Annotated in this window: 11 protein-coding genes; 9 read left to right on the top strand and 2 right to left on the bottom strand. The window is 42.3% G+C overall.

The features are described 5' to 3' along the window. Window positions 1–4 precede the first annotated feature (4 nt). Both ACKGJO_RS08295 and ACKGJO_RS08290 read right to left on the bottom strand, forming a co-directional pair. Window positions 5–484 carry a hypothetical protein gene (locus tag ACKGJO_RS08295; RefSeq protein WP_411322949.1) on the bottom strand — a complete coding sequence of 160 codons (480 nt, stop codon included), beginning with the start codon at window positions 482–484 and terminating at the stop codon, window positions 5–7. A 53-nt stretch (window positions 485–537) separates the two neighbouring features. Then, window positions 538–723 carry a DUF3565 domain-containing protein gene (locus tag ACKGJO_RS08290; protein ID WP_411322948.1) on the bottom strand — a complete coding sequence of 62 codons (186 nt, stop codon included), beginning with the start codon at window positions 721–723 and terminating at the stop codon, window positions 538–540. Between the two features lie 277 nt (window positions 724–1,000). Here ACKGJO_RS08290 and mvaD point away from each other — a divergent pair, with 277 nt between their 5' ends. The 9 genes from mvaD (at window position 1,001) to ACKGJO_RS08245 (ending at window position 13,963) form a co-directional block, all read left to right on the top strand. After that, window positions 1,001–2,065 carry a diphosphomevalonate decarboxylase gene (mvaD, locus tag ACKGJO_RS08285; protein ID WP_411322947.1) on the top strand — a complete coding sequence of 355 codons (1,065 nt, stop codon included), beginning with the start codon at window positions 1,001–1,003 and terminating at the stop codon, window positions 2,063–2,065. Then, a complete protein-coding gene (locus ACKGJO_RS08280) occupies window positions 2,062–3,141 on the top strand; it encodes a mevalonate kinase family protein (RefSeq protein WP_411322946.1) in 1,080 nt (359 codons plus the stop codon). The genes mvaD and ACKGJO_RS08280 overlap by 4 nt, the downstream gene beginning before the upstream one ends. Window positions 3,142–3,218: 77 nt before the next feature. After that, window positions 3,219–5,492, top strand: a complete 2,274-nt coding sequence (locus tag ACKGJO_RS08275; RefSeq protein ID WP_411322945.1) for a hydroxymethylglutaryl-CoA reductase, degradative — start codon at window positions 3,219–3,221, stop codon at window positions 5,490–5,492. A gap of 165 nt (window positions 5,493–5,657) precedes the next feature. Next, window positions 5,658–6,935 carry a U32 family peptidase gene (locus ACKGJO_RS08270; protein WP_411322944.1) on the top strand — a complete coding sequence of 426 codons (1,278 nt, stop codon included), beginning with the start codon at window positions 5,658–5,660 and terminating at the stop codon, window positions 6,933–6,935. Continuing rightward, window positions 6,935–7,165 carry a ferredoxin gene (locus ACKGJO_RS08265; protein WP_411322943.1) on the top strand — a complete coding sequence of 77 codons (231 nt, stop codon included), beginning with the start codon at window positions 6,935–6,937 and terminating at the stop codon, window positions 7,163–7,165. Before ACKGJO_RS08270 ends, ACKGJO_RS08265 begins: the two co-directional genes overlap by 1 nt. A 211-nt stretch (window positions 7,166–7,376) precedes the next feature. Beyond that, on the top strand, window positions 7,377–8,036 hold the full coding sequence (locus tag ACKGJO_RS08260; RefSeq protein WP_411322942.1) for an ArsR/SmtB family transcription factor: 660 nt from the start codon (window positions 7,377–7,379) through the stop codon (window positions 8,034–8,036). 176 nt (window positions 8,037–8,212) lie between these two features. Further along, window positions 8,213–9,577, top strand: a complete 1,365-nt coding sequence (locus ACKGJO_RS08255; RefSeq protein ID WP_411322941.1) for a TolC family protein — start codon at window positions 8,213–8,215, stop codon at window positions 9,575–9,577. A 19-nt stretch (window positions 9,578–9,596) separates the two neighbouring features. Beyond that, complete coding sequence (locus tag ACKGJO_RS08250) at window positions 9,597–10,694, top strand: efflux RND transporter periplasmic adaptor subunit (RefSeq protein ID WP_411322940.1); 1,098 nt, start codon at window positions 9,597–9,599, stop codon at window positions 10,692–10,694. Window positions 10,695–10,744: 50 nt separating this feature from the next. Continuing rightward, window positions 10,745–13,963, top strand: a complete 3,219-nt coding sequence (locus ACKGJO_RS08245) for an efflux RND transporter permease subunit (protein WP_411322939.1) — start codon at window positions 10,745–10,747, stop codon at window positions 13,961–13,963. Window positions 13,964–14,012: the final 49 nt, after the last annotated feature.

Here is a 14,012-nt window from a genome sequence, read left to right as displayed (position 1 = left end):
AAAGTTAACCATTCATTTCACCGACATCCGCAACTTTTAATGATTGGGTCAAAACAAGTCCGTAGGCTATATGCATTAACAAGCCGGCCAGGATGAATTTTCCCGGAGCCCATGTATTGATATAAAAAATTCCAAAAGGTTCACCGGCTGCTGCAGAGACAAACGGAGATACGATAAGGCCTGCCAACAGGGAAATCATAACGCCATAAATGAGTCCTTTAACAAACCAATTACCAGGAATATATTTTTGTAGATATACAACCCAAATGAGAGCGAGTAAAACGCCACCTATATTAAAAGCCAAATTGCCAAAAATAATGTGATAAGCTCTTGAACCATGAACCTCATTGAAACTTTCAGTCAGAATATGGCCAACGTCAATGATCGGTAATCCGATTGCGTTTTGTAGAAATGCAACCATTGCCATTGCAAAGGTTGCAATGAAACCACAAATAACGGTCCGGAAAAAGGTAGAGCTGCTCATGCTAAGATAGATGATTAATTTGGATTTTTTAATAGGCTCCAAAGTTACAAATTTTAGTGGTCACACTCCTTACAATTTAGAAAGGTACCAAGTCTTGACTCTCGTCCTTTTTCTGAAGTAACCCAGGCTCTAAGTTGCCAGGGAGGGTCGTGGCGAACATGCTGAGTGTGGCCACATTTCAGATCTGCTACCCAATCGTCTTCTTCATCTTTATGAAATCCAATGATGGGTTGTTTCATTTTAATCGATAATGTTATTGATTTATCCTGTCCTTGAAATTAGGCGTACGCTGTACGCTATTAACAGTATGTTTTCTGATTCTCTATCAAAAAACTTTCAAGTGAATCTTTATATAGTTATAAAATTTTCAAGTACTAATGGTCAAGATACTGAGAATCAGAGGCAGTATTTTCTGTTGATTGATTGATATATGTAGACAAATGTTGATTAAATTTGTTCGATGGCAAAACTTTTAGAGAAATTCTACCGATGCTTAACTAAAAAGCTTAACTTTGATTGTTTATAAAGAGCGCAACCATTTTTTGTGTAACTAAAACTCACTCAGTCATCAAAAAATTTAGTTCTGATCCGATTACGGCTGTTGCCCATTCAAACATTGCACTCATTAAATATTGGGGCAAACGTTCTGTGGATTATAATCTGCCGGCAGTCGGCTCAATTTCCCTAACCCTTGATGCTCTTTATACCAGAACCACTCTTCAATTCATGGAAAATCTAGACTCGGATCAACTTATGTTGAATAAGCGACAGTCAGAAGGAGAGCCTCTGAAGCGTGTGTCGGATTTCTTAGATATAGTCGCAGGAAGTGATGACAGACCCAATGCCCTGATCAAAAGTGACAATAATTTCCCAACCGGGGCAGGATTGGCCTCATCAGCTTCAGGCTTTGCGGCTTTAGCGCTTGCTGCAGCCAAAGGCTTTGAATTGGCTCTTTCAAAAGAAGAGCTGTCGCAATTGGCCCGAATAGGATCAGGTTCAGCCGCACGCTCTATTTGCGGTGGGTTCAGCCAAATGAAACTTGGTACCAAAGATGACGGCAGTGAAGACTTTGCAATCTCTTTATTTAACGAAAAATATTGGGATATCCGTTTACTTGTTGCTGTGACATCAGATGAAAAGAAAGAACTTGGCTCAACAGAGGGAATGATGCGGACAGCAAATACCGCTCCCTATTATGATAGCTGGGTGAAATCACATCCTAAGGATCTTGAGGATATGAAACAGGCACTTGCTGCAAAAGATTTTGAAAAAACAGGGAATCTGACAGAACATAGTTGCTTTAAAATGCACGGGCTAGTCATGGCTGCAAATCCTCCTATACTTTATTGGAATGCTGCGACCACAGAAACGATTCATAGAGTGTGGAATTTACGACGAAATGGAATACAAGCCTATGTTACCATTGATGCGGGACCTCAGGTAAAGATATTGTGTCTGCCTGAATCCGTGAAAGCGGTAAGAGATGCTTTAACTGACATTGAAGGCGTTAGATCTGTAATTGAAGCGAAACCGGGCCCGGGTGCATATATCACGGATACGGTGAATGAAATGACCATATGATGGACGAAACAACTATTAGTGCAAAATCTCCTGGAAAATTGATTCTTTTGGGTGAATACGCAGTGCTCGAAAAGGCTCCGGCACTTGTTGCTGCAGTGAATCGTCACTGCAAGGTGCAAATTGAATCACTGTATAACAGCACTTTTCAGGTTCGCACACCAAATCTGAATATTCCTGAGATACAGTTTATTCTCGACAAGGATGGAGATGCACATTTTAGAACTAATGTTGATTCCAAAACTCAGGAACAGCTGCATTTTGTGCTCGCCATCTTGAAGTATGTAAGCCAAAAAGCAGGTAAGATTCCGGGAGCCTCAATCAGCATTGATACTACCTCATTTTATCACCGTATTACAGGGAATAAGTTCGGTCTTGGCTCAAGTGCTGCATTAACAGTATCACTTGTATCAGCATTAATGAAATATATCGGCAAAAATATTACAGAAGAAGTCCTTTATCGGGAAGCTTTTCTTGCACACCGTTTTGCTCAGGGTAAAATGGGTAGCGGCGTTGACATTGCAGCCAGTACTACCGGAGGTATTATCAGTTATACAATGCCCGAAGATCCGGAGCAGCTGAATGGCAATATTCAAAGGATAAAACGACCCGATAATCTATATATGGCCTGTATTTGGGCAGGCTATGCTGTTTCCACGAGAAATTTTGTTCGTAATGTTCATACCTACAAGAATGAACAACAAAAAGCTTATGATAAGTTGCTTGGAACTATGAGCATGCTATCGAGAGAGGGTGTAAAAGCGTTCGCCGGTAATGATTCGGAGGCTTTTTTAGATATTATTTCTGACTTTCTCGAGTGTGAACGTCAGCTTGGAAAAAGCAGTGGAACTGAGATCGTATCTGATGTACATGAGGAGATATCTTCAATCGTGAAAGCACAAGGAGGTACCTATAAACCATCAGGTGCCGGCGGAGGAGACATTGGAATAGCATTTTGCAATAGTCATGAATGCATGGAGAAGATCACAAGTGCGATTGAAGGCAGCATGTTTGATCTGATGAAGCTTGAAATACAAAATAAGGGAGTCCAGATCTCCGAGCGAAAAGAAGTTGGTTGATCATTATCGGCTTGAATGAAAATCTTACCTTAGTTGAACATAAGAAGTACGAATTGTCTCGGTAAATTTATAAGCAGATGAGCAAAAACGACAAGTCCCGGATCCCAAAGTTTTATAAATACAGTGTTCAAAACAGGCTTGATATCCTAAGGGAGAAAGAAATCCTGAGTCAGGAAGATTATATAGTTCTTCGCGAACAAATGCATCTTCTTTCGCAGGATGATGCAGACAAGATGATTGAAAATGTGATCGGCATATTTGGCCTGCCAATGGGGTTGGGGCTCAACTTCTTGATCAATGGGAAACCTTACATTGTGCCTATGGTTGTTGAGGAGCCGTCTATTTTGGCTGCTGTCAGTTCTGCCGCAAAGGTTGTTCGTAATGCAGGAGGATTTGAAGTAGAATCAGATGACCCGATCCTGATCGGACAAATACAGTTGGTTGATGTGCGCCACCCAATGAAGGTGAGACACACTATTCTCCAGGAAAAGCAGGAGATCCTGAACCTGGCGAACAGTTTACATCCGAACATGGTGAAACGCGGTGGCGGTGCCATAGATCTGGAAGTGATGATTCACCAGCAGGATCGCCACCCCGGTAGCATGGTTGTAGTACATTTATTGGTTGATACCCGTGATGCAATGGGAGCTAACCTTGTTAATAGCATGTGTGAGGGTGTTGCTCCGCTTATTGAAAAGATATCGGGCTCCAAAGTGTATCTGCGTATCCTTTCTAACCTTACCGACAGAGCTATGGTTCGGGCCAAATGTGAGATACCAACAGAATATCTTAATTTCAACAACTCATCCGGAAAAGAGGTAAGAGACGGAATCATTCGCGCTGCTGAGTTTGCTGCAATTGACCCATACCGCGCTTCAACGCATAATAAAGGTATCATGAATGGGATCGACCCGCTTGCGATAGCTACCGGTAATGACTGGCGGGCTATTGAAGCAGCGGCTCATGCTTTTGCTGCCAGAAGCGGTAGGTATACCTCGTTGACCAACTGGTTCAAGAATGAAAATGGAGATCTCGTTGGTACTATCGATATTCCATTAAAGGTGGGAACCGTTGGCGGATCACTTAAATCAAACAAAGCGGTTGGTATCGCTCATCGAATATTAGGAATTGAATCTGCTACTGAACTTGCCGAGGTAATGGGAGCTGTTGGTTTGGCACAAAATTTCTCAGCACTGCGTTCACTTGGAACAGAAGGCATTCAACGTGGACACATGACCTTGCACGCCAGAAGCGTGGCAAGCACAGCCGGTGCTCCTGCTGACCTGTTTGAGGAAGTCCTTGAGAGATTGGTTGAAAGTGGTGAGATCAAAGTCTGGAAAGCCAAGGAGATCATAGAAGATCTTCAAAAAGAGAAAAAAATAGGAGCAGTTTCTGCACCAGTAAAAGATGAAGCCGAAGAAATGTCTTTTGGATATGGTAAGATTATTTTGACCGGTGAGCACTCTGTAGTTCACGGTACTCATGCTGTTGCGGCGCCTATCACCCTTAAGATGAAAGCTAAGGTGTGGGACTATGACAAAGGCGTTCGGTTACTGATCCCAAGATGGGGAGTAGAACAGATCATGGAATTTGGAGCTGACCATCAATATTCGATATATAAATCGCTTGAGATGATCCTGGATCATCTTGATCTTAGGGATCGAGGAATGAACATCGAAGTCTTTCCGGAAGTACCCCGAGCTATGGGGATGGGGGGCTCTGCTGCATTGGCAGTTGCTATCATTCGTGCGCTTAATAAGCATTTTAAACTGGGACTAGGGGATGATGATGTAAGGAGGCTTTCATTTGAATCCGAGGATATAGTGCATGGAGGAGCGTCAGGAATCGATAATACGGTATCTACCTACGGAAATCTGATCACCTATCGGAAAGGTACACCACCCGATATGCAGACTATCGATCTGAAAGATTCAATCCCAATTGTTATCGGATTGAGCGGGGTAGAAAGTATGACATCTAAAATGGTGAAGCAGGTGCGTGAGCAATCAGAAAAATATCCTAAATGGTACAAAAAGTTATTCAGGCAAATGGATGAATTGGCTATCGCTTCCAAGGAAGCTATTGAGCAGCGGGATCTTAATGAACTTGGAATGATCATGAATATGAATCATGGATTCCTAAACATTATAGGTGTATCCTGTCCGGAAGTGGAGGAATTGGTTGAGATCGCACGTCAAAACGGAGCTCTGGGTGCTAAGTTAACCGGTGGCGGGGGAGGAGGGGCAATGATCGCTCTTTGCGATTCTGAAAAATCTCAGAATAGAATTCAGAAAGAAATGCACAAGGCAGGCTACGATGCACTTGTTACTGAGATAAAGAGTAACAATTAATCATACTCTCTCTTACAATATGTGATTATATAAAACCGGGCTTGAAACTCCGGTTTATCTAGACTAGTGTTAATAGCTTCACATTAAGTACACATTATAACTGCAAATTCAGCTGAATGGAATGGTATACCATTTCGCCAATTTAGAATGAATTTGTAGTTTCCTATGAGTACAAGCATTCAGAAACAGGTACCTGAAGCAGATACAAAAAACAGAAAAACAGAAATAATGGCTCCAGCCGGGGATTGGGCCTCATTAAAGGCTGCCTTTCAGGGAGGAGCGGGGTCTGTGTATTTTGGAATTGAGCAGTTGAACATGAGGGCTCGTTCCACCAATAATTTCACAATGGAAGATCTGCCTGACATAGCCGAACTGGCTAAAAAGGAAAACATACGAACTTATCTTACCCTTAATACAGTTCTTTACGATCATGACCTACCGTTGATGAAGCGGATCATTGATGCCGTAAAGAATAATGGTATTACGGCCATAATAGCGGCAGATCAGGCGGCCATATCTTATGCATTCAAAAAAGGAGTGGAAGTACACATTTCAACTCAAGCCAATATTTCAAATATTGAAATGGTTGAATTCTATAGTCATTTTGCTGACGTAATGGTTTTGGCAAGGGAGCTCAGTCTTGGTCAGGTGAAAAAGATCGTCGAAGGAGTTAAAGAGCGGAATATTACAGGGCCTTCCGGTAAACTTATAAAGATCGAAGTATTTGCACACGGTGCGCTTTGTATGGCGGTTTCAGGAAAATGTTATTTGAGCCTTCACACCTATAACTCTTCTGCAAACAGAGGTGCCTGCAAACAGAATTGTCGTCATGCGTATCGGGTAACCAACGACGAAGGTGAAGAACTCATGGTCGATAATGAATATATCATGTCGCCAAAAGATCTTTGCACTATCGACTTTCTGGATCAATTATTAGATACCGGGGCAGAGGTACTAAAACTGGAAGGTCGCGGTCGATCACCGGAGTATGTTAAAACCGTAACCCGCTGTTACAAAGAAGCTTCTGACGCTGTAGCAGATAGAACTTATTCCAAGGAAAAAGTAGAAAACTGGAAAAATAACCTGGCTGAAGTATATAACCGTGGATTCTGGGGTGGATATTATCTTGGGAAAAGGCTTGGTGATTGGAGTAATGTTCATGGTTCGGCGGCTACCAAAGAAAAAAGATTTATAGGGAAGGTACTTCACTACTACCCTAAAGCAAAAGTGGCTCATGTTCGAATTAAAGCCGGAGGACTAAAAAAAGATGACAAGCTGCTTATAATCGGTAAGAAAACAGGTGTTGCCAAACCCTTGATATCCTCTGTCTGGGTAGAGGACACTCCTGTAGATGAAGTCAGAAAAGGGAACGATTGTACACTTAAGATAGACTGTGAGGTTGAAGAGGGAGATCAGATCTATGTTTGGGAGGATAAAAATTAATGCGAATTTCTTTTTACAAAGATCGATGTATAGGCTGTAATTACTGTGTAGAAGCCTGGCCTGAACGCTGGCAAATGTCAAAGCGTGATGGCAAATGTATGCTTATCGGTGGTAAAATGAAGGGCAAGGTATTTAGTCTAGAAGTTGGTGAGTTCGAACGGGAATTGAATGAAAGAGCTGAGGAAGCTTGTCCTGTTAATGCTATCAGAGTAAGTAAGCAGATAGATTAATTTCAGTTCCGATTTTGTTCGCTCAAACAGCTCCCTTTATTCTGTGATATATATCACAGAATAAAGGGCATAAGGTCGTAATCGGTCATATATAAACTCAACAATTACAATTAATTATGATTACTTATATTGAGTAAAATATCATTCAATAAATTTATTGAATGATGACTTGAGAGTGTGTATTCTTAATCGCATTAAAAAATGATGGTAAATGAAGACACGCGAGTTCAAAAAGAAATTATACAAGCAGTTGGCAGTGGTTACAAAAGCATTGTCTAATCCAACCCGGTTAGAGATCCTTGATCTGATCGCTCAGGGTTCTGTTCCTGTAGAATATATTGCAGAACATATTGATCAACCGGTGGCCAATGCATCTCAGCATCTTCAGGTACTAAAAAAATCAGGTTTGGTTGAAACTGAAAAAAGAGGAAAGTACAATTACTATCAATTGGCCGGAAAACAAGTCTATGATGTATGGAACTCTCTTAGAAATATTGGTTTCTCCAGAAATTCCGAGATTTCAAATTTACTTGATGATTACAGAAGCAAAAAACAAGGTCTTAAAATGATCTCAAGAGATGAGCTTCTTCATAAGATGGAGAAGAAGGAGGTTTATCTGATCGATGTTCGTCCAAAAGAAGAATATGACCTTGGGCATATAAAAGATGCAGTTTCATTACCAAAGATGGAATTGAGTAAGCGATTAGAGGAATTACCTGAGGAAAAAGAGATAGTAGCTTATTGCAGGGGTCCTTTGTGTCTGATGGCAGATGAGGCAGTCCGTTATTTGAATCAGGAAGGTTTTAATGCAGTAAGACTTGATGAAGGTTTCCCTGAATGGAAAGCGGTTAACCTTCCGGTAGACGAATGAACAAAGAAATTCAATAACAAAAAAAAGAAATGGATAAAGTAAAAAGTTTGGTGAGGTTGTACTTAGGGTTCAGGTAAGAAGCCTACTGAGATCATTCTGAAGAAATGCCGGAGACATCATTTGCTACTGTAACCGGTAAAGTAAAATTTATAAACAATTAAAAATCAATTACCAAGATGAATTCAAAAAATTCATACCTATCAAAGGTGTATTTGCTTATTGCGCTACTGATGTTGCCTTTTCATTCGTTTGCCCAGGAGAACAGCACTGCTGAAGGGCATTTGTCCCTTTCTCTTCAGGAAGCAATGGAACTTGCCGTAGAACAAAATTTCTCACTGGAACAGGCCAGCTACGATGTTGACAAAACACAGGCTCAATATCGCCAGACCAATGCAGTATTTCTGCCTCAGATTTCTTTTGAGTATAACGCGATATCAACGGATGATCCGCTAAATGTCTTTGGTTTTAAACTAAAACAGGAAGTGGTTTCTCAGCAGGACTTTAACCCTTTACTTTTAAATGACCCGGATGCCTATGAGAATTACAGCGCAAAATTTGAGGTCAGACAGCCACTGATAAATCCGGATATGTTCTTAAAACGAAGTGCTGTAAAAAGTAAACTTAACTCTGCTAACGAACAGCTTGCCGGAACAAAGAATTACGTGCGATTTCAGGTTCGTCAACAGTACTACAATTTGATACTGCATATAGAACAAATTGAGGTTCTGGATGCTGCTCTCAAAACAGCCGGGGAACACCGACGTCAGGCACAAAATTATTTTGAGGAGGGATTGATCAGCAAGGAAGATTATTTATCTGCAAAGGTCTATGAGCTTGATATGGAAAGTAGAAAATTGCAGACACAGAATGCAATGGACAAGGTCCAGGAAGAATTGGCTCTATTGCTAGGGCTGGATGGAGCAGTATCTATTAACCCTACAGATGAATTGAATTATGAATTAGTGTCTGAAACCTCAATTGTGACATCAGATTTTGAGGTAAACAATGCTCAGACAAGAGCTATAGAATATCGGGTACAGGCTGCTAAAAAGATGGTTAGAGCATCTGAGTTCAGCTTCATCCCAAAGATAAATCTGTTCGGAAGCTATGAATTCAACGATAACGATTTCGCTGGCTTTGATGCTTCCTCATACATGATCGGAGCTAACCTTAGATGGGATATCTTTTCAGGATTCAGCAAGGTAGGTAAAGTGATGGAAGCCAAGGCTGATTACCGAAAAGCCCAAAGTATGCAGGAAAGTCACCGACTCGATCAGGAAAACCAGGTACGTCAGGCTATTCGCTCTATTGACCATGCAACAAAGCAGATTACCTTAACAGAGCAAGCCATTGAACAATCAACTGAGGATGTAAAGATCAGGACAAACCGATATGTGGAAGGAATGGAACGAACAACTGACCTACTGGAGGCCGAAACCAAATTAGCTGAAGCCAAATTGAAAAAGGTTATGGCAATGTATCAATACAACATGAGTATCGCAGCCCTAGAAATGCTGCTCGAACAAGATCTTAAAAACTAACAGCCAAACAATAATAACAATGAATTATTTAATTAAAGACCGTATGAAATCCCTTTCGGCACTGCTTCTATTTACGTTCATGATCACAGTGGTTACCGGATGCGGTTCAGAAACTGAGACTATTGAATCAAGTCAGGCAGTCGATGTCAAAGTACAGACAGCATCAACATCGATGTCCGCCTCAACTCAAAGCTTTCCTGGTATGGTAGAAAGTGACAATCAGGCAAACCTGAGTACAATTGTGATGGGAACCGTTACCGAAGTACCTGTAGAAGTCGGAGAGAAAGTTAAAAAGGGAGATGTACTGATTCGCATCAAGGATGATCAGATTCTGGCACAGAAATCACAACTTGAAGCAAACATGGTTCAGGCCAAGGCCAATCTTGAGAACACAGAAAAAAACTATAATCGTATCAAAAATTTGTACGCTGAGGAAAGTGCGACCTCCAAAGAACTGGATGATATTTCAACCATGTACGAGATCGCTAAGGCAAACATGGATGCATTGAATGCACGCATGAATGAGGTCAACGAAATGCTGGCTTACACTACTATTCGTGCACCTTTTGACGGTATAGTAGCCAAAAGGTTTGTTTCTGAAGGCGATATGGCTGCACCGGGACATCCACTGGTAGCTGTTGCAGATCCCGGCGCTATTAAGATCACGGCCAACGTGCCGGCACAGTGGATCGGCAAGGTTTCTGAAGGAAGTGAAGTTAAGATTAATATAGAATCTGCCGGTATTTATAATGCATCAGCTAAACTGATAGCAGTGAGTGAAGCTGGTGATCCCATGAGCCGTCAATTCGCTCTGGAAGCAAAACTCAATGATGGTGAACTGGCATCTAAATTGAAAACGGGAATGTTTGCTCAGATCGCCATGAATCTCGGTTCCTATGAAGGTTTGTATGTGCCTAAAGCAGCGCTGCAAACAAGAGGACAGCTTACCGGAGTCTATACTTTCACTGATGATGAAAAAGCCGTTTTGAGATGGGTAAGGCTGGGTCAGAGTAAAGGAGATCAGATTGAGATCCTTTCGGGACTGACTTCAGGAGAGCGATATATTGTAGAAGCTGATGGAAAAATCAGTCAGGGAATAAAACTGAACATTCAGTAATACGATTCAGCAAAACAATCAAACAAGAATTTCCAAGGATATAGAATAAAATGAATACCGGATTAGCAGGTAAAATTGCGCAGGCTTTTATTGATTCAAAGCTGACGTTGCTTTTGATGATCGCCTTTTTAGCAATTGGAGTATATGGCGTTTGGCTGACCCCAAGTGAAGAAGAGCCACAAATTGACGTACCAATGGCCGATATCTATGTTGGCTATCCAGGTGCCTCTCCACAGGAAGTTGAGAATAAAATAGCCATACCACTGGAGAAAGTACTTTCAAACATCTCCGGTGTAGAATATGTTTATTCAACCTCCATGCCGGAAATGGCTATGGTCTCAGCCCGCTTTTATGTGGGGCAGGATATAGAGGAAAGCCTGGTGAGACTTTATAACGAGATCATGAAGTTCATGGAGAAAAAGCCGGAAGCGGTAACGATGCCCATGATCAAGACAAGGTCTATCAATGACGTGCCGATCGTGACCCTGACTTTATGGAGCGAAACACAAAATGATTATCAGTTACGAAGAATAGCGCAGGTCTTAGATAATGAGATCAAGTCTATTACAGATGTGGCCGAGACCAAGATCCACGGCGGACGGTCCCGAACAGTACAAGTTGTTTTAGATAAAGATAAAATGGCTGCCCTGTCGGTTGACCCACTCAGAATCGCACAAACTATTCAGGTGGCAAACAGTGAATTCAAATCCGGTTCCTTTATCTCAGCTGATGAAGAATTTTTGGTTCAGACCGGCAGTTTTCTTGAAACAGCAGAAGACGTAGGCGGGTTGGTGATCGACGTACGGGCTGGTGATCCCATTTTGTTACGTGATGTGGCTGAGATTAAAGATGGACCAGGCGAACCGGCAAGTTACGTATCATATTCACCGGGACCCGTTGCTGCAAAAGAGAAAGGGTTTTCTGCCGGGGGGGCTTATCCTGCGGTAACTATTTCTGTAGCTAAACGTCAGGGTGCTGATGCGATGACTATTGCCACCGATATTGACCGTATGGTTGAAGAACTTCAAGGCTCGGTCATTACGTCAGACATTCATGTAGAGAACACACGTAACTACGGTAAAACAGCCACAGAAAAAGTGAGCACACTGATGATACACTTGCTGGTTGCCGTATTATCCGTTTCGTTTGTGGTCTTTTTGGCTATGGGCTGGAGGGGCGCATTGGTTGTATTCATCTCAGTACCTATCACTTTTGCCCTTACCTTGTTCTTCTACTACATGTACGATTATACGCTGAACCGCATCACCCTCTTTGCCCTGGTTTTTGTAACTGGTATTGTGGTGGATAACTCTATCATTGTGGCGGAGAACATGCACAGGCATTTCAAGATGCGGAACCTGCCATTTAAACAAGCCGCTATATATGCCATCAACGAGGTTGGGAATCCGACCATTTTGGCAACGTTCACCGTAATTGCGGCTGTCATACCTATGGCGTTTGTATCCGGATTGATGGGACCCTATATGAGTCCGATCGCAATCGGTGCTACCGTAGCCATGATCTTTTCGTTGATCATTTCTTTAATTGTAACCCCCTGGCTCGGTTATCGTTTGCTAAGGGCATCACGAGTACAAGCTATTAACAGCTCCGGAAAGCGGTATAAGCTGGAAGACACAGTCATTTATAAAGTTTATGCTAAGACCATGCGTCCACTTATGGAAAGTTCAGCTAAGCGCTGGGGATTTTTGATCGGGACTACGCTGGTTTTATTCGGAACTTTATTCCTGTTCTACACCCGATCTGTTGAAGTGAAAATGCTTCCATTTGATAATAAGAATGAAATTCAACTTATCATTGATATGCCGGAGGGAGCAACCCTGGAGCGAACAGAAGCCGTGGCTCAGGAAGTAGGGCTCAGGTTGTTGGATGTACCGGAAGTATATGACTATCAGATCTATTCAGGAACCAATGCTCCGATCAATTTTAACGGATTGGTGAGAAGCTACGATCTCCGACAAAACTCTAACGTGGCAGATATACAAGTGAATTTGGTTGATAAGAGCCTGAGGTCCGACCAAAGTCATGATATTGCAAAGAGAATGCGTCCAATGGTTCAACAAGTTGGTGAGAAATACGGAGCTAAGGTTAAAGTTGTAGAAGTTCCGCCTGGCCCCCCTGTAATGTCTACGTTAGTTGCAGAAGTATACGGACCGGACCTTGAAATGCAGCGTAATATCGGTGAGGATATCAAAGCTATATTCTCTGAAACACCCGGTATTGTTGATACAGACTGGATGGTGGAAGCCGATCAAACCAAATATTATTTCAATGTTGATCGCCAAAAAGCAGGTATGAGTGGTGTCATGCCAAATCAGGTTACTGAAGCATTAGGAATGATCCTTGGTCAACACCAGGTCAGCAGTCTGTATGATGAGCGTGAATCATCACCTGTGCCAATTACTCTGAAACTTAATGAAAGTGACCGTGCCGGTGTTCAGGAACTAGGCGGACTACACGTTCAATCGCAGACCGGTGCCATGATCCCAATAATCGATCTCGTTGTAGAAGAAGAGAGAACACTTGAAAAGAGCATTCACCGTAAGAATCAGCGCCGTGTAGTATATGTGACTGCAGAAGTTGCCGGAGAGATAGAGAGTCCTGTATATGCTATAATTGATGCGGGTGAAGATATTGAAGGACTTGATGTGCCTGAAGGCTACACTCTGAGTCAACAATTTTCAGGACAACCGTTTAACAGTGAAGACTTAACAGTAAAATGGGATGGTGAATGGCAGATCACTCTGGAAGTATTCCGTGATCTGGGTATCGCCTTTGGAGTGGTATTACTGATCATTTACATTTTGATCGTAGGATGGTTTCAGGACTTTGGCGTACCGATCATTATGATGATCGCGATACCTCTTTCTCTGATCGGAATATTGCTCGGGCACTGGTTTACCGGAGCGTTCTTTACCGCAACTTCCATGATCGGATTGATCGCACTGGCAGGCATCATGGTCAGGAACTCGGTACTTCTGATCGATTTTATTCAGATAAGTCTGAGACAGGGTAACAGCTTGCAAGATGCTGTGGTTGAGGCCGGCGCGGTACGAACCATGCCAATTCTCTTGACGGCCGGCACCGTTGTTATCGGAGCCATCGTGATCTTGTTCGATCCGATCTTTCAGGGACTGGCTATTTCACTTATGGGTGGAGCCATCGCATCCACTGCCTTAACACTGATTACAGTTCCTCTCATATATTTTATGGTGAAGAACCGACTTAGCCGTGAAGAGATCATAAGATAGAATCTTATAACAGAAACAGGATGAAAGGGTTCTTTGAGGCAAAGCTCTT

The organism is Gracilimonas qinghaiensis (assembly GCF_046602855.1).
Classification (GTDB): domain Bacteria; phylum Bacteroidota; class Rhodothermia; order Balneolales; family Balneolaceae; genus Gracilimonas.
Note: the sequence above shows the minus strand (reverse complement) of the source record. Positions and strands in the feature narration are given on the sequence as shown.

Bases quoted from the DNA above. Each gene is read 5' to 3' on its own strand.
- ACKGJO_RS08295 (WP_411322949.1), bottom strand. From the start codon at position 484: ATGAGCAGCTCTACCTTTTTCCGGACCGTTATTTGTGGTTTCATTGCA.
- ACKGJO_RS08290 (WP_411322948.1), bottom strand. From the start codon at position 723: ATGAAACAACCCATCATTGGATTTCATAAAGATGAAGAAGACGATTGG.
- ACKGJO_RS08280 (WP_411322946.1), top strand. From the start codon at position 2,062: ATGATGGACGAAACAACTATTAGTGCAAAATCTCCTGGAAAATTGATT.
- ACKGJO_RS08275 (WP_411322945.1), top strand. From the start codon at position 3,219: ATGAGCAAAAACGACAAGTCCCGGATCCCAAAGTTTTATAAATACAGT.
- ACKGJO_RS08270 (WP_411322944.1), top strand. From the start codon at position 5,658: ATGAGTACAAGCATTCAGAAACAGGTACCTGAAGCAGATACAAAAAAC.
- ACKGJO_RS08265 (WP_411322943.1), top strand. From the start codon at position 6,935: ATGCGAATTTCTTTTTACAAAGATCGATGTATAGGCTGTAATTACTGT.
- ACKGJO_RS08260 (WP_411322942.1), top strand. From the start codon at position 7,377: ATGAAGACACGCGAGTTCAAAAAGAAATTATACAAGCAGTTGGCAGTG.
- ACKGJO_RS08255 (WP_411322941.1), top strand. From the start codon at position 8,213: ATGAATTCAAAAAATTCATACCTATCAAAGGTGTATTTGCTTATTGCG.
- ACKGJO_RS08250 (WP_411322940.1), top strand. From the start codon at position 9,597: ATGAATTATTTAATTAAAGACCGTATGAAATCCCTTTCGGCACTGCTT.
- ACKGJO_RS08245 (WP_411322939.1), top strand. From the start codon at position 10,745: ATGAATACCGGATTAGCAGGTAAAATTGCGCAGGCTTTTATTGATTCA.